This is a genomic window from Pseudomonas caspiana (assembly GCF_040224095.2).
Taxonomy (GTDB): domain Bacteria; phylum Pseudomonadota; class Gammaproteobacteria; order Pseudomonadales; family Pseudomonadaceae; genus Aquipseudomonas; species Aquipseudomonas caspiana.
The window spans coordinates 1,480,527-1,499,902 of record NZ_CP167995.1 but is presented as its reverse complement, the minus strand read 5'-3'; the positions used below and the strand labels follow the sequence as shown (position 1 = coordinate 1,499,902).

Genomic DNA, 19,376 nt, shown 5'->3' with positions numbered 1-19,376 from the left:
GTGTGAGCCAGTAGCATTCACGTCCATCTCAAAGCCACGGCTATGAGTGTCAAACCGGATGTCGAGGTGTCGACGCGCTGCTGGCGTCGGCGCCGCGCTGGAATGGCGACTGCACCTTGATCCGTTGATCGCGGTCGGACTGTACCAAGTCGCCGTCGCTGACCACGATCGCGCTCAGCGTGTCGCGACAGCACCAGCGTGTGCGTGCCGCGCGTGTCGCTGTCGGCTTCACCGGTGTGCTCGAACCAATAGGCGATGCCTTCCTCGGCGATACGCTTACGCATCGCCGCCTGCGACCCCTCGGTCATCGACGTCCACAGATACGAGCCGGCATCGGCCACACTCTGCGATTCGTCGATATTGGCCATGCCATCGGCTGTGCGCGACAGCGCCAACAAGGCCGCAACGCGCGCCATGTCACTTCTTGCCCCAGTCCTTGAACTGCGACGCCAGATCCGTTGGCGCGTCCGGCGGCGTTCTGATGCCTTGCGCCTTGCGCATCGCATAGGTCATCAAGCCAGGAACGGTGGTCACGAACTCGCCGATCGACTTGGGGACCGGCCAGATGTTCGGATCGTTCGGTTCGACCGTGCACTCCGCTTCCACCTCCGGTGGGAACACCGGCTGCTTGCAGCTCTTGAACACCAGCCAGCGCACCAGGGTGAAGGTGCAGATGAAGGGCGAGAGCAGCACGCGCTTGAATGGCGTGTCCGCATTGGTGAAGCCGACCGCCGAGATCAGGCAGTTCTTCCAGGTCGGCGCCACCGACAGTTCGACATACTTGTCCAACGGATGCTCGGCCACGGCCTCCGGGCCTTCTTCCATATAGCGCCGGATGAACTCCCACATCTCCTTGACCGGCTCGTCTCGCTCGGCGCAGTGGCCCAGTGCGAAGGTGTCCTTGACGATAGTGCCGTCGAGAATCTCGCCACGGATGTCGCGCAGGAACTTCATGTCGGTACCGCGGCCGATTTGGAAGAAGACCTTTTCCCACGGAACGATCAGCAGGCCGCCGTCACGTTCTTCGCGGAAGACGTAGATTTTGCGGGTTTTGCGGTTGAAGCGGATTGGGTAGTAGATAAATTTAAAAAATTCATACCTAGGCAAGGCCCAGTATAAAACCGCCCCACACAGAAGCGCAAAAGGAACTAGAAACTTCAAACCCCATTTAGCCCCCTCAGTAAAGTCGCCAAAAAAATACTCAAAACAAAGAAATAATGCAATTCCAATAAATCCAATCGCCCCAATGGATACAAATGAGGTATTCAACATTCCGCGATAAAGGAAACGCCTATCGACCCAGTCAATGTATGACGAGTTTATATTTATCAATCCAAGCCGCTGAGAAGGAATTGTATTTTCCTGCATGTCCCGCAGAAGAGCCGAAGATTTTTCCCCCTCCTCCAAAGGCCTGTCAACTCTAAAAGGTCTCGACCATCCAGTAAACATTTGACCACCTAAGATTTAGCGATATTTTCCAATGCAATCTGCTGCTGCGCCAAACCTTTGAAACCATTCTTCTCTCCACCCCCATCACTCCTCCCATAAAGAGTATCTATCAAAAAATCCTGCAATGCATTTGGTTTAATTAAATATACCACAACCATAATTACTGCAACAATTAAACCAATTATTATTCCAATTCCCGTAGCGGAGGTAAGAAGCAAGAATGCGGCGACAACAGAAATAAATCCTAGCGACATAATTAAAGTTCCAATTACAGGATGCTTTGCGAGTGTCTTAAATCCATCGACGATAGCCAGCACACCGCCAATTACTCCACCAACAACTCCCATCATTTTACCTACCCCAGTAAACCAACCGGCCCGCGACTCGATCACCACCGCCTGGAACCTGAACTGCCAGCTCAACCGGGTCTGGCCCCAGGGCGTTTTCTCCAGGACCATGCCCGTCGTTTCGGTCAGGCCACCGACCAGTCCGATCACCCCGCCGGCCATGTTGACCCGTTCGCTCCACACCTTGTCGTCCTCGGCCTTCATCAGTTTGCCGTACGACAGGTACAACGTGATCGAGGACAGGATCGCCTGCGCCACCGCCACCTTGACCTCCACGCTCGCGATCTTGCCCACCGTGTCCTGCATCAGCGTGTCGAACTGCTGGGCGCTCAGCACGTCCGACATCCCGGCCTTCAACGCAGCGCCGCGCTTGCCCTGCAGCTGCGCAACCTTCGATTCGTCGATCAGCATCACCGCCCGGAACGGGTAGCGTTCGGCGGTGTCCATCACCGGCCGCAGCGTCGGCCTCACCGCACCGCGCGGTGCGCCCTCCTGGCCGCCGCCCAACGACGCCACCAGGTTCGCCAGCAGCTTGGTGGCCTCGCTCAAGGTCCGCGTGCCGCGCAGATCGATCATCCGCAGGGTCGGATTCTCCGAGCGCGCCACCGCACCCAGCAGCCCCAGTTGCCACTTCGATGGCAGGCCGAGCGCGGCGAACGTGGCGCCGCTGTCCAAGGCCTTGCCCAGTTCGTGCACGATCGGCCCGCTCAACTGGTACATCAGCCTGGCGATGCCATCGGTGTACGGCTTGGTCAGCTCTCCCTTGGCACCGGCGACCAGAACGTCCTTGAATTTGTCGTGGAATTTCTCGACAAATTCGGGCAGGAACGGGTCGGTCTCGCTGCCTTTCTTTGCCGCATCGTTCCATGTCGCCTGGATCAATGGCGCGTAATTCAGGTTCAATGCCCGCGTCACCCAGGATTCGGGTTTCGACGGGTCCTGTTGCAGGCTCTCGAGCAGGTAGTCGAAGACTATCCCTCTTCCGCTGGCTCTGGCGCTGGACAGCATCTGGGTGGCCAGCGCGGTGTAGGCGATGCCGGTTGCAGTTGCGTCCAGCGCGAACCAGGCCGCAACGCGCGCCATGTCACTTCTTGCCCCAGTCCTTGAACTGCGACGCCAGATCGGTTGGCGCGTCCGGCGGCGTTCTGATGCCTTGGGCCTTGCGCATCGCATAGGTCATCAAGCCAGGAACGGTGGTCACGAACTCGCCGATCGACGTGGGGACCGGCCAGATGTTCGGATCGTTCGGTTCGACCGTGCACTCGGCTTCCACCTCCGGCGGGAACACCGGCTGCTTGCAGCTCTTGAACACCAGCCAGCGCACCAGGGTGAAGGTGCAGATGAAGGGCGAGAGCAGCACGCGCTTGAATGGCGTGTCCGCATTGGTGAAGCCGACCGCCGAGATCAGGCAGTTCTTCCAGGTCGGCGCCACCGACAGTTCGACATACTTGTCCATCGGATGCTCGGCCACCGCCTCCGGGCCTTCTTCCATGTAGCGACGGATGAACTCCCACATCTCCTTGACCGGCTCGTCGCGCTCGGCGCAATGGCCTAGTGCGAAGGTGTCCTTGACGATAGTGCCGTCGAGAATCTCGCCGCGGATATCGCGCAGGAACTTCATGTCGGTACCGCGGCCGATGTGGAAGAAAACATCTTCCCAAGGAACGATCAGCAGGCCGCCGTCGCGTTTTTCGCGGAAGACGTAAACCTTTCTGGTCTTACGGTTGAAGCGGATTGGGTAATAAACGAAGCAGAAAAACTCATGCCTAAGGAAAAGCACATACAGTCCTAACCCTGCAAATAATGGAATCAGAGATGCAATTCCGAAAGCAGCAGTGTTGCTATCTTCATCCATCATTCTCAGGACACAAAAAATAGAAAAAGCCACAAACCCTAACACAACCATAAATACCAAAGACATGTTAAGCATGCCCCTGTACAAAAACCGCCTATCGATCCAATCGATAAAGGTGGAATTTATTGAAATAAGACCGAGACGCTGGGATGGGATTATATTGCCACACTTTCCTCTAGCAAGAATACTATATTCATTTTCACGCTTTAATTCCCAGCCCCTTGGAAACCACTTTATCCATCCCGTATACATACGTTACACCTCAACCTTTACAAAGTGCTTCAAGGGAAATCTGTTGTTGAGCCAAACTTTTAAAAGAAGATTTCTTACCTCCCCCCTGACTCGGCAGCCCATACTGCGTGTCGAGCAACCAATCCTGTAGAGCATTTGGCTTAATCCAATAAACAATCGCCATGAGAGCAGCAATTATCAATCCAAATATAAATCCTATCCCGGCCGAAGCCAGGAAAACCAACATAACTGCGGCAGATATAGACGCAACTCCTAGTACAATCAAAGTGAGTCCAATTGCGGGATGTTTGTCGAGGTTCTCAACACCATCCTTCATCGCCAACACCCCCCCAATCACCCCACCAGCCACCCCCATCAGCTTTCCAGCCCCAGTAAACCAACTCGCCCGCGACTCGATCACCACCGCCTGGAACCTGAACTGCCAACTCAACCGGGTCTGGCCCCAGGGCGTTTTCTCCAGGACCATGCCCGTCGTTTCGGTCAGGCCACCGACCAGTCCGATCACCCCGCCGGCCATGTTGACCCGTTCGCTCCACACCTTGTCGTCCTCGGCCTTCATCAGTTTGCCGTACGACAGGTACAACGTGATCGAGGACAGGATCGCCTGCGCCACCGCCACCTTGACCTCCACGCTCGCGATCTTGCCCACCGTGTCCTGCATCAGCGTGTCGAACTGCTGGGCGCTCAGCACGTCCGACATCCCGGCCTTCAACGCAGCGCCGCGCTTGCCCTGCAGCTGCGCGACCTTCGATTCGTCGATCAGCATCACCGCCCGGAACGGGTAACGTTCGGCGGTGTCCATCACCGGCCGCAGCGTCGGCCTCACCGCACCGCGCGGTGCGCCCTCCTGGCCGCCGCCCAACGACGCCACCAGGTTCGCCAGCAGCTTGGTGGCCTCGCTCAAGGTCCGCGTGCCGCGCAGATCGATCATCCGCAGGGTCGGATTCTCCGAGCGCGCCACCGCACCCAGCAGCCCCAGTTGCCACTTCGATGGCAAGCCGAGTGCGGCGAACGTGGCGCCGCTGTCCAAGGCCTTGCCCAGTTCGTGCACGATCGGCCCGCTCAACTGGTACATCAGCCTGGCGATGCCATCGGTGTACGGCTTGGTCAGCTCTCCCTTGGCACCGGCGACCAGAACGTCCTTGAATTTGTCGTGGAATTTCTCGACAAATTCGGGCAGGAACGGGTCGGTCTCGCTGCCTTTCTTTGCCGCATCGTTCCATGTCGCCTGGATCAATGGCGCGTAATTCAGGTTCAATGCGCGCGACACCCAGGATTCGGGTTTCGACGGGTCCTGTTGCAGGCTCTCGAGCAGGTAATCGAAGACAGCCCCTCTGCCGCTAGCGCTGGACAGCATCTGGGTGGCCAGCGCGGTGTAGGAGGCGCCGCTGTCCAGCGCATTGGGATCGAAGTTATGGCTCAGATAGTTCGACAATGACGTGCTTTTGAGCCACGCGATGTAGGGCGCATCCAGCTTCGCCAGCACGTTGGTGCCGAACGCTTCCAGTTGCTGGGGATACTCCTGCTCCACCACGCGCCGCTGTGCGTTCTGGTCGAAATACTTCGTGTACTTCTTCCACTCCTCCTTGCCCAGCGCAGCGGCATTGGCCTCGCTGCGCTCACGAATCCTGGCATCTTCCTGCGCACGCGCCTGGTCGCGCTGCTGCTGCTTTGCGATACGCTCACGCATCGCCGCCTGCGACCCCTCGGTCATCGACGTCCACAGATACGAGCCGGCATCGGCCACACTCTGCGATTCGTCGATATTGGCCATGCCGTCGGCTGTGCGCGACATGGCCGTGTTCCAGCGCACATCATCTTCCACAGCACCGTGTTGCACCGCTTCCTGCAGGGCATCGATCAGCACTGCGGTTTCATGCTTCCACTTGCGTTGCGGGTCTTCGCTGAACTCGGTACTGCGCTGCAGCGCCAGACCGTTGAGTTCGATCGCCACGCCGGCCGGGTCGTCCAGCGCCACCAAGGCCGCGCGAAACGGAGACGCCGCTTGCGTTGCCCACTTGACCATCTCCGCAGCGTCGCTGCCATCGGCATAGAACGGCTGCGTGGAGAATGCCCACGCGGCGGAGGTCACGCGGCCCTTGCCGGCAAGCGCCGCTCCTGCAGCAGCCGGAAGCAGTTGCTGCAGCAATTTCGAGCTTGCCTGGCGGGCGCGCTTGGCAATCGCGTCGTTACCATTCAGTTCGCCAGCGCTTTTGAAAGGCACTGGAAGCAATTTATTGACGTATGCCTTGGTTTCGCCATGCAACTTCTCGGGCGTTGTCGCGTACTCCGCCACGCGGCTGGCGAGCTCGGAGAAATCGGCCGCGTGCTTCAGCTCGCCGCCAGCACGCCACTGGGCGATATCGATACAACGCATATGCGCTTGCCGATAGGCCGCATCCGCATTCTTTTTCAGAACGTCCGGCGTCCACGTCACATCGGAGAAGCCGAGCCATATCTTGGTCGCACGCGCCGCATCCTTGACCGTGATGCAGCGTGCGATGAAAGCATCCCCCGCCCGCGAGCAATTGAAGTTCACCTTGCCCCAACCGCCGGGAGGTACTTGCGCATCCGGATCGAACTCGAACAAGTAGCCGCCTTGCGTCACGACATAGGCGGCCCACTCCTTTCGGAATTCGTCGTAGACGTAAAGATACCCCTCGCGCAATATCCGCAGCGTGTAGTCGGCGAGGTCTTTCGGCAAGGAAAACTGTTCTTTTCTCTGTTCTTTTTCGGCAACGACGAAAGGCGACGCGACACTTGGCGCCCCGCCCATTCCGTGTCGCGCCAAGGCATAGCGCAACGGGAGAACGGGCAGCCCTTTCTTGTTGCAGAACTGGCAACTGGCTTTTTGAATCTCTCCAACCGATACGTTCATAGCTTGTGTCCTTTCTTCATCACGCGCCAGCGAGCGGCCGCAGCGGAGTTGTCATTTCGGCACAGAGGCCGACATACGATGCTTCACCTTCGCAGGCGCGCTCCAGCTTCCGGCGCACCTCCTGTTGCTCGTGAATGCCTTCCCCGAATTGGAACGCCTGCTCCACGAAAAGCGCACGATCGCGGCGATCCCGCAAACCGTAGGTCTGCAGGGCCTTGACGAGCAAGCGATCCACTTTTTGCGCGGTACTGTTGCTTTTTTCCAGATCAGGGATGAGACGACCGAGGCGTGCCAGGCATTGGTTGAGTTCCGACAACCTCAGAATCTGTCGCCATTGATCGGCAGAGAACGTCAGATGCGATGGCGCAGTCGTGGCGAGCGAGGTTTTCTCGCGGTGGGTCCAGATCGGACACTCCTGGGGCCACGCCAGCCGATCGATCGGGCCGAGCAAGGCCTCCCATTGTTCCCCGCTCAGTATCCAGTCAAGATGCTGAAGCACGCGAGCGTCGTGGACACGCACTACGTCATGCATCCGCCTGACCGTGTCGTATTGCTGCATCTGGCGGGCCAGATGCCCCGCCACACCGACGGCTGGCGCGGCGGATTTCAGGAGGACGCAAAAGTAGAAGACCTGTGCGAAGGAATGCAGTGAAACGTGGCGCTCGAACAAGTCCATACGGGCGTGCCGATCCAGCTGACCAAGATCGATCAGCCGCGGGAAAAGCTGCGCTTGCGACTGATAGCGGCTAGGCACGATCGGAAGGTTCGGCAAGTCTTCCCACCCGGCATCGTCCAGTTGAATCGGATTGACGACGGCAAAATCGTATTCAAGAAATGTATTTTCAGTGATGGGCCAGCGCTGCACGTCACGCCGCTCCCATCGTTCCAGCACCAGCAGAATCCGCGGCCAGCGCGGTGTATTCACACAGCTTGTGGCTGGCGGATGGCATCACGGGGCTCATGGATGCCCCCTGCGGCCCCGTCCACACCCGATGCCCGCCCTTGAACTCGATCGTCCCCGGCGCGCCCAGTTCGATGTCGTCGCCGTCCAGCTTGATGTAGGCGCCGGCGGCCGTGGCCAGCAGGTGCTTGGTCGGCGCGGCGAGCTGGACGTCGGCGGTGGTGCTGACGAGTTTGACCTGGGTCTTGGCTGCGATCTTGGCCTGGTTCCTGTGCGCGCGGGCGCTGAGCGTGCCTTGCGCGGCGTGCAGGGCGATGCCGCGCTCCTGGTTGGGGCTGCCGGCGACCGGGTCGCTGCCCTGGGTGTACAGCACCAATCCGCCGGCCACCGCCAGCACCAGCTGCGCCTGGCTGGCCCAGTTCAATGCGGTGCGGGCCAGCAGCGTGGTCTGCGTCCCCGACACCCACACCTGGTCGGCCGGGGTCAGGCTCATCACGCCCGCGCTGCCGCTGCCCAGCAGCGCCGGGCGGCTCCAGCCCGGGGCCTGGCCGTCGCCGCCCTGGAGCTGGCTGGCGGCGCTGCCGCTCTGCGTCGCCTTGAGGCTGGCCTGCAGGGTCTTGAGCCCGTCCTGGGCGGGGAGGCTGTCCGGGTCGTTCGGCAGTTGCGCCTGCTGCTGCCGGGCCGCATCGGCCAGCGCCTGCAGCAGCTGTTCGCCCTGTTCCAGCTGCGACAGCGCCTGGCTGGCCGCCAGCTGCTGCTGGCCCGGCTCGCTGCTCAGCAGCAGGCCCTGGCCGGCGCGCACCGCGCCGTAGGCCTGCGTGGACAGGTCCGCCCCGTACCCGCGCTCGCCTTCGCGCAGGTTGTCGCGGCCGCCCTTCAGGTGGCCCAGGGTCAAGGTGCTGGCGTGCTGGGTGGTCGACAGCTGCGCGCGGCCCTGGCCGGGCGTGTCGTCCAGCCGCAGCTGCTGGTAGCCGCCGGTGCCGTCCTGGCTCTGCGCCAGCGCCTGGCTCTTGAACCCGGTGAACACCGCGCCGTGCGCGTTGCCCTGGAACCACGCCGGCGCATTGCCGGTGGCCCCGGCCCCGCCGCCGCCGACCTGGTTGTGCGCCGCCTCGTCTTGGCCACGCCCGTTGTACACGCTGCCGATCACCACCGGCCGGTCGATGTCCCCTTCCAGGAACCCCACCAGCACTTCCTGGCCCTTGCGCGGCAGCACTACGCCGCCCCAGTTGTCCCCGGCCCACGGCGTCATCACCCGCACCCAGGTCCACGCCGAGGCGCTGCCCGGCGCGTTGTCCTCGCCCCCCGGATGCGCCAGCGCGCTGCTGGCGTCGGCACCGCGCTGGAACGGGAACTGCACCTTGATCCGGTGGTCGCGGTCGGACTGCACCGGGTCGCCGTCGCTGACCACGATCGCGCTCAGCGTGCCGCTCACCGTCGGCTTGGGATGCAGGCGCACGCCATGGCCATCCTCGGTCTGCGGCCGGTACGTCGCCGTGGCCGGCAACGCGGTGAAGTGGTTGCGGTAGAACTCCACTTCAGCGTCTTCCTGCGCCGGCGCATACCCGCCGCTCAGGCCCGCCAGCGCCGGTGGCAGCGGCGCGCCGGCCACCGTCACCGCACCCAGCGCCTGCTCCAGCGCGTCGAACACCTCCGCGCCCAGGTTGTTGCGTGCCTGGTGCCGCACCTGCAGGCACAGGAACGCCGCATCGGCCGCCACCCCGGCATGCTGGCGCAGCCCGAAACGCGTGCCCGGCGCCAGTTGCCGCCAGGTCCCCTGGCCCTGGATGGTCTGCGCCGCCACCTGCTGCGCATCGAGCTGCTGCTGCGCGCGGCGCTGGCCGCGCGTGCTGTCCTGCCAGCCATAGGGGCCGGCGGTGTCCACGTCCGCGGCGTCGATGTCGCCCAGCGGCGTGGCTTCGGCGCCGGCCGGGCGCAGGCTGCGGCTGCGGTAGTCCCAACTGGCCCGCGACAGCCTGGCGGTGCGCCAGCGCCGTGCCGGCGACCATTGCTGCACGCTGTCCTGCTGCTCGGTCGCGTCGTGGCGGTGGTAGCGCACCGTGCCCAGCGCGGCGAAGGCGGCGTTGTGGTCCGACAGCACCAGCGTGTGCGTGCCGCGCGTGTCGCTGTCGGCGGCGCCGGTGTGCTCGAACCAATAGGCGATGCCTTCCTCGGCCAGCAGCCGGCGCAGGAACGCGGCGTCCGTCTCTTCGTATTGCGTGGTCAGGCTGCGCTTGGCGTACGTGCTGCGGTCGGACAGCTCCCAGCGCCACGCCGGCGCCAGCGCGCCTTGCTCGGCGTAGTCGGCGAACACGCTCTCGGCGATCTCCACCACGCTCATGTCCTGGAACACGTAGCTGTCCACGCGCTGGGCCAGCAGCGCCAGCCACGGCTCCACCACCAGCCGGTAGCGCGCCAGGCCGCCGTTGCTGCCGAGCCGTTCGAACGCGGTGACATGGCCATGGAACGGGCGCAGCGCGGTACTCGACTCGGCGGTGAGCAGCTCCAGCAGCACCGGCTGGCCGAGCAGGTCGTCCAGGGGCAGGCCGGCGTTGGCCGACAGTGCGCCCACGTCGAAACGGAAGCCGCCGCCGTCGACCGACTCGTGGCCATCCAGGGTCTCGGCGACCAGCACGTCGGGGCCAAGCGCGGTATGCAACCGCAACAGCCGTTCTTGCTGCCGCGGGGCGGCGCTCAGCGCGGAAAGTACTGTGGCGACCGGGTCCATAGGTGCTCCTTGCGATTACAGATCGGCCGCCCGCGCCTGGCGGCCAAAGGCCGCGCGAGCGCGGCCTGGAGGGTGGCGCGTGGTGAAGCGGCTCAGGCGGCGATGATGCGTTCGAGCTGCAGCGACGGGCTTTCGGTGCATTGCAGCTTGAACTCGCGGCCGGCGGCTGTGATCGCCACTTCGCGCACGTTGCTGACCAGTTGGTTGGCCTTGCCCTGCGTCGGCACCTGCATATTGATGCGCCAGCAAGTGCGCTCCATCAACGAGGCCAGCGCGCGCGCATCGGCGCGCGCGTCGGCGGCGGCATTGCTCAGCAGTTCGACCACGTGCTCCGGACGCAGGCGGTTCCAGCTGCGAAGGCTATCGGTCTGGCGGCTTGCCCGTCCCACGGCCAGGCTGTCGCAATGGGCAATGGCTTTGGCGCGGTTGTATCCGTAAAAATCCATGGTGTTCCTCCTTGGTGATGGACTGCGGGGGTCAGGATAACTTGTATTTGAACGCGCCGTTCTTGCCGGCGCCTACCTTGATGGCGTTGATTTTGCCGCCTTCGGCCATCGCCGCGAGTACGCTCTCGGCGATTTCCGGCAACAGCGTCCCATTCAGAATGTGGTCGACGTTGCGCGCGCCCGAATCCACCTCCGTACAGCGCGCCAACACCGCCTCCACCAGGCTCTGGTCCCACTGGAAGGCGGCCTTGTGGTTGGCGGCCACGCGGTCGCGGATGCGGCCGAGCTTGAGCGCGATGATCTGCGCCAGCACGTCGTCGCTGATCGGGTAATACGGCACCACCTTCAGCCGGCCGAGGAAGGCCGGCTTGAAGCTGCGCATCAGGATCGGGCGCAACGCCTCGGCCAATGCGTCGGCGGCCGGAATCTCCTCGGCCGGCTTGTTCAGGCAGGCCTGCATGATCTGCGAGGAACCGACATTGGACGTGAGGATGATCAAGGTGTTGCGGAAGTCGATCTCGCGGCCTTCGGCGTCGTCCATCACGCCCTTGTCGAACACTTGGAAGAACATCTCCAGCACGTCCGGGTGTGCTTTCTCCACCTCGTCCAGCAGCACCACGCTGTACGGGTTGCGCCGCACCGCCTCGGTCAGCACGCCACCCTCGCCGTAGCCGACGTAGCCAGGCGGAGAGCCCTTCAGCCCGGACACGCTGTGCGCTTCCTGGTACTCGCTCATGTTGATGGTGATCAGCTTGCGCTCGCCGCCGTACAGGATGTCGGCCAGCGCCAGCGCGGTCTCGGTCTTGCCGACGCCGGACGGGCCGACGAACAGGAAGACGCCACGCGGCTTGTTCGGGTCTTCCAGCTTGGCGGTGGCGGTGCGCACGCGCTGGGCGATCGCGGCCAGCGCATGGTCCTGGCCGATGACGCGCTCGACCAGCAGGCTGTCGAGGTTGCGCACGGTGCGGATCTCGTCCTTGACCATGCGCCCCAGCGGCACCCCGGTCCAGGCCGAGACGATCTCGGCGACCACGCCGCCGTCGACCTGCAGCGGCACCATCGGGGTTTCGCCCTGCAGCTCGCCCAGCTCGGCGAGCAGCGCGTCCAGCTGCGCGTGCTGCGGCGAAGCCGCCGCGGCGGCCTGCTTGGCCGCGCCGCGTGCCGGCTTGGCGGCGGCGCTGGCGGCCGCGGGTTCGGCGGCGGCCGGCGCCGCTTCCATCTGCGCGCGCAGGGCGACGATGCGCTCGGCCAGTTCGCGCTCGCGCACCAGCCGCGCCTCGTTGTCGGCCAGCACCTTGCGTGCGCGTTCCTGCGCCTGCAGTAGCTCGGCCACGCGGGCGTCGTGGTGGCGGGCGCCGCCGGAGGTCTCGCGGTTCAACGCGGCCAACTCCGCGGCCAGCCGGTCCAGGTGCTTGCGCGTGTCCTCGATGATCGCCGGCGTGGCGCTCTGCCCGAGCGCGACCTTGGCGCAGGCGGTATCGAGCACGCTGACCGCCTTGTCCGGCAACTGGCGGCCGCTGATGTAGCGGTGCGACAGGCGCACCGCCTCGGTGACCGCCTCGTCCATCACCCGGATGCCGAAGTGCTTCTCCATCAGCGGCACCATGCCGCGCAGCATCGCCGCGGCCAGCGTCTCGCTCGGCTCCTCGACCTTGACCACCTGGAAGCGCCGCGCCAGCGCCGCGTCCTTCTCGAAGTACTTCTTGTATTCGCTCCAGGTGGTGGCCGCGATGGTGCGCAGCTCGCCGCGCGCCAGCGCCGGCTTGAGCAGGTTCGCCGCGTCGTTCTGGCCGGCGGTGCCGCCGGCGCCGATCATCGTGTGCGCCTCGTCGATGAACAGGATGATCGGATGCGGGCTCTTCTTGACCTCGTCGATGACGTTCTTCAGCCGGTTCTCGAACTCGCCCTTGACGCTGGCGCCGGCCTGCAGCAGGCCCATATCCAGCACATGCAGTTCCACCCCCTGCAATACGTCCGGCACGTCCTTCTCGGCGATGCGCCGGGCCAGCCCCTCGACGACCGCGGTCTTGCCGACGCCGGCTTCGCCGGTGAGGATCGGATTGTTCTGGCGCCGCCGCATCAGGATGTCGATCACCTGCCGGATCTCGCCGTCGCGGCCGATCACCGGGTCGATCTGCGCATCGCGGGCGCGCTGGGTGAGGTTGGTGGTGAACTGGTCCAGCGCCGGGGTCTTGCTCAGGCCGCCCTTGCCGTCCGGCGCGCCGGTGAGGCCATCGACCGGGTCGCCGCCGGCGTCGGCCTGGCCGGCATCGGCGAAACGCAGGCTTTGCCCGGCTTCCTGCGAGCCTTCGGTGAGGCGGGCGAAGTCGTGCTTGAGCGCGTCGAGCTTGATCTTCACGAACTGCTTGGAACCGCGGTAGGCCAGCTGCGACAGGTCCGGCTCGGTCAGCATCGCCAGCAGCAGATGACCGCTGCGGATGCGCGTGGTTTCCGAATCCAGCGAGGCGATCAGCCAGGCGTGCTCGAACAGCGTGGGCAGGTGCTGGGAAAATACCGGCGTGCGCGTATTGCCGGCCTTGAAGCGGCCGACCTCCTCGCTGAGATCGCGTTCCAGCGTCTCCGGCGAAATGCCGCAGCGGCGCGCGATCAGCACGAAATCGCTTTGCGGTTGCTCCAGCAGCGCCAGGAACAGATGCTCCAGGTCGACTTCGTAGTTGCCGCGCGCCATGCACAGATTGGCCGCGCGCTCGGCCGCCTGCCGGCAGGTGTCGTCGAGTTTGCTGATCAGGGTCTTGAGATTGATGCTCATGCGAAAACAGGACGCTCCATGCTGGCGGTTTCATGATGTGGCGCCGACGTCACTTCCTGCCGTCGGCGTTGGGCTCGCGCCCGGGCTATTGAAGGGTATGCAGACCGTAGGTGGTGTCGGCGCGCGGCTGGGTCTGCGGGCGCGAGCATAGGTAGCTGTCCCAGCCCAGGCGTACGCCCAGTGCTTCGCCGACGCCGGAGCCGCGTACGTCCTCGGCGCGCAGCACCAGCTTGACCTCGTATTCCAGCCCGCCGCCGGTGAGCAGCGTCAGCCATTTCGACAAGGCCTTCGCGGCGCTGCCTCCGGGCAGGAACTGGTCGAAAGCCTCACGCTGCAGCGGACCGAAGCGCAGGCGCATGCGCAGGTCGCGCTGCCACACCCGGTCGCCGGCCAGCGCACTGGACCCGAGTGTGGCGTTGGCCTGGCCCAGCCGCGTGGCCTGCTGCGCCGGCACCTTGTACCAGGCGCCGACGAACTGTTCCAGCTCCACCGGCACCTTGAAGTAGTCGGCCAGCACGCGCTGCAGCAGCTTGGCCGAGATCGGCCGCTGGCGGATGGCGCCGGCGTAGTACGCCACCGCCTGGTCGAAGACGTCGCCGCCGCCGTCGACCATGCGATCGCGCAGTCCCGGCATGCCCATGCCCAGCAGCGACAGCACCAGCGGCAGGAAGCGTTCGCGCCGGTCCAGCTCATACTGCAGCGCCAGCCGGTGCTTCTTCCACGCGGCGTAGTGCAGCGCCACCGCACGGTTGGAGAACATGTCCAGGAACGCGCGTGGGGTACGGTCGCGCTGGTACAGCTCGCGTTCGTGCAGGGTCTCGGTGTAGTGCAGCGGCAATGCGCCGGAGGTGCCCAGCAACCCCATGAAGTTCGGGGTCAGATGCACTTCGCCCAGGCTCTCGGTCTCGATCGCGAACGCCAGCGCCGCATCGCTTTCCAGGCGCTCGCCGTCCTGCGAATAGGCCTGGCCGACGGGGTCCAGCTCGGTCGCCGGAAAGGCCAACGACAGCGAGTTGTGGAAACGCACGCGCGTGGGCAGGGCCTGACCGGCCTTGACCCCCTGGCGCTGGAACACCCGCTCTAGAATCCGCATCGCCTGGAAGAACTGGAAGCGATGCGGCTCGGCCAGCAGTTGCAGCGCTACGCCAGGATCGATTCGCCGCTTCGCGGTAAGCATCGGACGAGTTCCTCCCCTGTTTCGCTGGAAATGAGCACCAGCCGGGTAAAGCTGTTGGCGTGGACGTAGAGGCCGAAGAAGTGGTCGAGCACATGCGCGAACGCGGCCACGCCGGTCCCGACGAAATGGTTTTCGCTGATGGTCAAACGCACTTCCAGGCCGCGCACCACCGATGCGAAATGCTTGCCGGACAGCCAGGTGGTGACCGGATGCTGCTCGATGCCGACGATGCCGTCGATCTGCCGCGACGACACGCTGCTGCCGGAGATGTCGTACAGCCGCAGCATCTCCTTCAACGCCGGCAAGCCGCTGCCGGTCAGCGACAGCTGATTCAACGACAGGTGCGAGATCAGCCGCCATTGCGCGCCGCGCCCGTGGCGGAACCGCAGTGGCCGGCTCGGCTTGCGCAACAAGCTGATCGCGCGCGCCGGGGTTCCGCCCTCGATCGACAGGTCGCCGCCGGCGATGCCGTAGGCGAGCTGGCTGGGCAGATCGCGATTGCTGCAGGTGAGCTCGACGCTGACCACATCGGTCTGCGGCAGGGTCGGATTGAATTCCAGGTCAACGAAACTCAATTCGGTTTCGTAACCGGGACTCTGCCGCGCCACATCCTCGTCGCGCCGCGCCACCCAATACTGGCCGGCGCGCTCGGGGTCTTCGCCATGGTGCAGCGAATAGAACGGGCGAAACTCCTGGATCAGCTCGCCCTGCGGAGTCTGCCGGATACGGTGCACCGAATCGATCGAATGCACTTCGTAGGCAAAGGCGCGGCGCCCGTCGGCGATCACCGGATAGGTGACGCTGCGATGGGTGACGCGGATCGGCTCGCCATGCTGCGCGAACAGGTTCACCACCGGGGTGCAGCCCAGGCGGATGTTCTTGCGATCCAACTCCTCGAGCACTTGGTTGGCGGCGCGATCGGGCGGCGTCGCCTGCAGGACCAGGTGCAGCGTGAACCAGCGGCTGGCGCCAGCGGTCACCGGCTTGAGCTGAAGATCGAAGAAGCCGAACTTGTCCGGGTAGCCGAACAGCTCGGTCAGCAGGCGGTAGGCCGGGTGCGAACGCGCCGGGAAATCGATCAGCGATTCGTCGTCGGCGAATCCCACTGGCGCCAGCGGGGTTTCCGCCAGCCGGCGCCAGCGTCCGCTGCCGTCGGACTCGACATAGGCCGCCTTGACCCCCAGCGCCAGCGCATCGCGCATCGCCGAGCAGAACGACGGCTCGCCGTCGACGAAGAAACGCAGCGCGTCGGTGCCCAGGCCGGCGAACGAGGCTTGGTCGGACAACAGCTCGAAGCTGATCGAGATCTGTGCGCCGGTGCCCGGCGGCAGGCTGACCGCCATCGGCGCTTCGGCCACGCCGCGGTAGCTGGCGGTCTTCACCGCCACCGGCGCCAGTACCACGTCGTAGGCGGTGCGGAACCGGCAGTTGATCCCGCGCACCGGGCGCGACTGCAGATAGCTGCCGCGCGGCACGCGGATCGGCGCACTGAGCTTGGCAGCCACGCCTTCCATGTCGAAATAGGCGATGGAGCAGGACGGAAACGGCCGCAGATAGTGCGGATACAGCACTTCCAGCAGCGCGTCGGTGAACTCGGGGTAGTCGTCCTCGATGCGCTTGGAGATGCGCGCGCCCATCAGCGCGAACGCCTCGATCAGGCGCTCGACATGCGGATCCTGGCTGCCGTCGGCCGACAGCTGCAGACGCCCGGCAATCTTGGGATAGCGCTCGGCGAACTCGCGCCCATAGCGACGCAGATAGCCCAGTTCGCGTTCGTAGTAGGGAAGCAGGTCTTGCATGGTCAGGGCGCCGCCTGGCGCCGCAGGCGGCTGACCGAGTACTGCAGCGTGGACGGTTGCAGCATGGCGTCGAAACTCACCGGCTCGCGCGCCGGCTCCATGTCCAGCAACGCATGGATGGTGAAGTGCAGGCCGCCGCCGAACTGGCCGGCGGTTTCCAGCTTCACGTGCACGTTGCGCAGGCGCCGCTCATGGCGCGCGATCGCCTGCTCCAGCGAGCGGCAGATCATCGTGCGGTCGTAGCCATTGGCCAGGCTCATCGCAGAAAAATCGCCGAGGCCGTAGGTCAGCAACGACTGCTTGCAATTGGGAAATTCGGTGAGGCCTTCTTCGCTGAAGGCCGAACGGGTGTTCAATAGGCCTTCCAGGTCGCGAGCGACCGATTCCTTGTACTGGTCGATGGAGATGGCCTTGAACACATGCGATCCACCCGTGGACTTGGGCGTGTCGTCGAACAATTTTTCCAACAGACTGGGTTCGAGTCCCTTCATTGACCGCCCCTACGTGAAGTCGTCCTTGAGCCTTGCTGCCAACTAGGCGCGACCGGCGGATGGCGCGGCCCTGCTGTGCGTCGGTCCTGTGTCTGCGCGCGGCGCGGAAATGCGATGGCGCGCGAAGGCGCCATCGCAAAACAAACATCAAACGGTGTAGTTGGGAATGTTCTTGGTAGCACTCCACTGCGCAACCGCTTTGCCGCCGACTCCGCCTTCCGGCTTCTGCTGGTTGTAGGTCCACTTGATCGCGCCGAAGCTCAGCTGGACGACTTCCTGCGGCATGCCGTCCTCGTCCACCGTCGTGGTGACGCGGTGTACCAGCACGTTCATCAACTCAACCAGGTAGTAGTTGATGGCATTGCCGTCCTTGTCGGCGCGCATGAACTCGATGCGGGCCTTGGGGAAGGTGGTGCCGTTGGCGCACGCCTGATTCAGCGCGGTGGTGGACAGATCGATCGACTTGACGATCTCGATCGGCGACAGGTTTACACGAGCGGCCGACTGACCGCCAGCGGTGGAGGCGGTGGCCGAGCGCGGCTGCAACAAGTCCTGGGAGAACGACTTGATCTCCACCCAGTCGGTGTGCTTGTCGTCGTGCGATTCACCCTTGATGGTGTCGATAGAAAGAAACGCGTGCTGCATATCTGGTCTCCTAAATTCCGGTCTTCCGTGAGATTGATTTGCCAGGCGGGGCCTGGCGGTTATTTGCCTGTCCCGAAGGACATTGCGTCAACTGCAAAACAGTGGGATCTCCGTCCCTCGACGCTACGACAACAAGAAACGCTACGCCTTCTTGGTACCAGCCGGCAGTTCGGCCACCAGACGCAACGAAACAGACAGCTCATCGAGCTGGAAATGCGGCCTGATGAAGGCCACCGCGCGGTAGACACCGGGTTTCCCCGGCACTTCCGAAACTTGGACAGACGCTTCCCGCAACGGGTATTGCGCCTTTGCTTCCTGACCGGCGTTGTCGTCCAGCAACACGTACTGGGAGATCCAACGGTTCAGGAAATCCTCGACATTGCGCGCCGAGGCGAAACTGCCGATCTTCTCGCGCATCATCGCCTTCAGGTAATGGGCGATACGCGACACAGCGAACATGTACTGCAGCTGCGCCGACAGGATCGCGTTGGCATTGGCCGAATCGGTGTTGTACTTCTTCGGCTTCTGCGCCGACTGCGCGCCGAAGAACGCCGCGTAGTCGGTGTTCTTGCAATGCACCAGCGGGATGAAGCCCAGGTCGCTGAGTTCCTTCTCGCGGCGGTCGGTGATCGCGATCTCGGTCGGGCACTTCAGCGCCACTTCGCCGTCGTCGGTGCGGAAGGTGTGGGTCGGCAGGTCTTCGACCAGGCCACCGCCTTCCACACCGCGGATCGCCGCGCACCAACCGTAGTCCTCGAACGCCTTAGTCAGGCGCGTGGCCATCGCATAAGCGGTGTTGCACCACAGATACTTGCTATGGTCGGCGGCGTCGACGTCTTCGACGAAGTTGAAGCCTTCGACCGTAGTGCCGTCTTTGGGGTTGTACGGCAGCCGCCCGAGAAAACGCGGCATGGTCAGGCCGACGTAGCGGCTGTCCTCCGACTCACGGAACGACTTCCACTTGGCGTATTCGACAGTGTCGAACACCTTGGCCAGATCGCGCGGTTTGCCAAGGTCGGTGAAGGTTTCCAGGCCGAACATCGATTCGGACGCGGCAGAGATGAACGGCGCGTGCGCCGCGGCGGCCACATGCGACATCTGCTCGACGAAGTACATGTCCTCCGGCTGGCGGCCGATATAGTAGTCGCCGACCAGTGCGCCGAATGGCGCGCCGCCGAAGGTGCCGAACTCTTCCTCGTAGACCTTCTTGAACAGCGCGCTTTGGTCGAAGTCGATCGCCGACTTGAAGTCGCGCACCAGATCCCGCTGGGGCGAGTTGAATACCTTGATCTTCATCGTCACGCCGGTGGACGTCTGCTCGCACATGTAGTGCAGGCCGCGCCAGCTGCTCTCCAGCTTCTGGAACTCCGGCGCATGCATCACCGCGCTCAGCTGCTCGGAGATGATCCGGTCGATCTCGGCAATGCGCGCGTCCAGCGTCAGATTGAGGTTGTCCGACACCACGACGGTACCTTCTAGCACCTCCTTGGCCAGCTCGGAGATGATGTCCTTCGCACGCTGGTGCTCGGTCTCCGATTTGGCGACCTTGCTCTGCTCGACGATCTGGTCGAGCAAGCCTGTTTCTGCCAGCGTGGCCGACGCCGAATTGTGGGTGGCACTCGAAACCTCTGCGGCCAT

General features: G+C 63.8%; 14 protein-coding genes. All 14 read right to left on the bottom strand.

Going from position 1 to position 19,376, the window contains the following annotated elements:
- Positions 1–17: 17 nt before the first annotated feature.
- On the bottom strand, positions 18–416 hold the full coding sequence (locus ABRP31_RS06725) for a hypothetical protein (protein WP_033482565.1): 399 nt from the start codon (positions 414–416) through the stop codon (positions 18–20).
- A 1-nt stretch (position 417) separates the two neighbouring features.
- On the bottom strand, positions 418–1,161 hold the full coding sequence (locus ABRP31_RS06720) for a DUF6708 domain-containing protein (RefSeq protein WP_349809990.1): 744 nt from the start codon (positions 1,159–1,161) through the stop codon (positions 418–420).
- 296 nt (positions 1,162–1,457) lie between these two features.
- Positions 1,458–2,879 carry a T6SS effector BTH_I2691 family protein gene (locus ABRP31_RS06715; protein ID WP_249030604.1) on the bottom strand — a complete coding sequence of 474 codons (1,422 nt, stop codon included), beginning with the start codon at positions 2,877–2,879 and terminating at the stop codon, positions 1,458–1,460.
- A gap of 1 nt (position 2,880) precedes the next feature.
- Positions 2,881–3,717 carry a DUF6708 domain-containing protein gene (locus ABRP31_RS06710; RefSeq protein ID WP_325170069.1) on the bottom strand — a complete coding sequence of 279 codons (837 nt, stop codon included), beginning with the start codon at positions 3,715–3,717 and terminating at the stop codon, positions 2,881–2,883.
- Positions 3,718–3,913: 196 nt separating this feature from the next.
- Positions 3,914–6,781 carry a T6SS effector BTH_I2691 family protein gene (locus ABRP31_RS06705; RefSeq protein WP_108350207.1) on the bottom strand — a complete coding sequence of 956 codons (2,868 nt, stop codon included), beginning with the start codon at positions 6,779–6,781 and terminating at the stop codon, positions 3,914–3,916.
- Between the two features lie 19 nt (positions 6,782–6,800).
- Positions 6,801–7,673: a hypothetical protein gene (locus ABRP31_RS06700; protein WP_046736019.1), complete on the bottom strand. Its 873-nt coding sequence runs from the start codon at positions 7,671–7,673 to the stop codon at positions 6,801–6,803.
- A complete protein-coding gene (locus ABRP31_RS06695) occupies positions 7,648–10,410 on the bottom strand; it encodes a type VI secretion system Vgr family protein (RefSeq protein WP_039588080.1) in 2,763 nt (920 codons plus the stop codon). The genes ABRP31_RS06700 and ABRP31_RS06695 overlap by 26 nt, the downstream gene beginning before the upstream one ends.
- Positions 10,411–10,502: 92 nt before the next feature.
- The gene (locus ABRP31_RS06690; RefSeq protein ID WP_029996228.1) at positions 10,503–10,856 is read right to left on the bottom strand and encodes a hypothetical protein; all 354 of its coding nucleotides are present in this window, start codon (positions 10,854–10,856) and stop codon (positions 10,503–10,505) included.
- 31 nt (positions 10,857–10,887) lie between these two features.
- Positions 10,888–13,620, bottom strand: coding sequence for a type VI secretion system ATPase TssH (gene tssH, locus ABRP31_RS06685; protein ID WP_349973460.1), 2,733 nt, complete (start codon positions 13,618–13,620; stop codon positions 10,888–10,890).
- A 91-nt stretch (positions 13,621–13,711) separates the two neighbouring features.
- Positions 13,712–14,803, bottom strand: coding sequence for a type VI secretion system baseplate subunit TssG (tssG, locus tag ABRP31_RS06680; protein ID WP_039588082.1), 1,092 nt, complete (start codon positions 14,801–14,803; stop codon positions 13,712–13,714).
- Positions 14,767–16,602, bottom strand: coding sequence for a type VI secretion system baseplate subunit TssF (gene tssF, locus ABRP31_RS06675; protein WP_029996231.1), 1,836 nt, complete (start codon positions 16,600–16,602; stop codon positions 14,767–14,769). Before tssF ends, tssG begins: the two co-directional genes overlap by 37 nt.
- Before the next feature lie 2 nt (positions 16,603–16,604).
- Positions 16,605–17,093, bottom strand: coding sequence for a type VI secretion system baseplate subunit TssE (gene tssE / locus ABRP31_RS06670; RefSeq protein WP_019302186.1), 489 nt, complete (start codon positions 17,091–17,093; stop codon positions 16,605–16,607).
- Between the two features lie 147 nt (positions 17,094–17,240).
- A complete protein-coding gene (locus tag ABRP31_RS06665; protein WP_003467612.1) occupies positions 17,241–17,738 on the bottom strand; it encodes a type VI secretion system tube protein Hcp in 498 nt (165 codons plus the stop codon).
- A gap of 141 nt (positions 17,739–17,879) precedes the next feature.
- On the bottom strand, positions 17,880–19,376 hold the full coding sequence (tssC, locus tag ABRP31_RS06660) for a type VI secretion system contractile sheath large subunit (protein ID WP_029996232.1): 1,497 nt from the start codon (positions 19,374–19,376) through the stop codon (positions 17,880–17,882).

What these genes read in the sequence shown, in the direction of transcription:
- ABRP31_RS06725 (WP_033482565.1), bottom strand. Translation starts at nt 416, where the DNA reads ATGGCGCGCGTTGCGGCCTTGTTGGCGCTGTCGCGCACAGCCGATGGC.
- ABRP31_RS06715 (WP_249030604.1), bottom strand. Translation starts at nt 2,879, where the DNA reads ATGGCGCGCGTTGCGGCCTGGTTCGCGCTGGACGCAACTGCAACCGGC.
- ABRP31_RS06705 (WP_108350207.1), bottom strand. Translation starts at nt 6,781, where the DNA reads ATGAACGTATCGGTTGGAGAGATTCAAAAAGCCAGTTGCCAGTTCTGC.
- ABRP31_RS06665 (WP_003467612.1), bottom strand. Translation starts at nt 17,738, where the DNA reads ATGCAGCACGCGTTTCTTTCTATCGACACCATCAAGGGTGAATCGCAC.
- tssE (WP_019302186.1), bottom strand. Translation starts at nt 17,093, where the DNA reads ATGAAGGGACTCGAACCCAGTCTGTTGGAAAAATTGTTCGACGACACG.
- tssG (WP_039588082.1), bottom strand. Translation starts at nt 14,803, where the DNA reads ATGCTTACCGCGAAGCGGCGAATCGATCCTGGCGTAGCGCTGCAACTG.
- ABRP31_RS06690 (WP_029996228.1), bottom strand. Translation starts at nt 10,856, where the DNA reads ATGGATTTTTACGGATACAACCGCGCCAAAGCCATTGCCCATTGCGAC.
- tssC (WP_029996232.1), bottom strand. Translation starts at nt 19,376, where the DNA reads ATGGCCGCAGAGGTTTCGAGTGCCACCCACAATTCGGCGTCGGCCACG.
- ABRP31_RS06710 (WP_325170069.1), bottom strand. Translation starts at nt 3,717, where the DNA reads ATGTCTTTGGTATTTATGGTTGTGTTAGGGTTTGTGGCTTTTTCTATT.
- ABRP31_RS06695 (WP_039588080.1), bottom strand. Translation starts at nt 10,410, where the DNA reads ATGGACCCGGTCGCCACAGTACTTTCCGCGCTGAGCGCCGCCCCGCGG.
- tssF (WP_029996231.1), bottom strand. Translation starts at nt 16,602, where the DNA reads ATGCAAGACCTGCTTCCCTACTACGAACGCGAACTGGGCTATCTGCGT.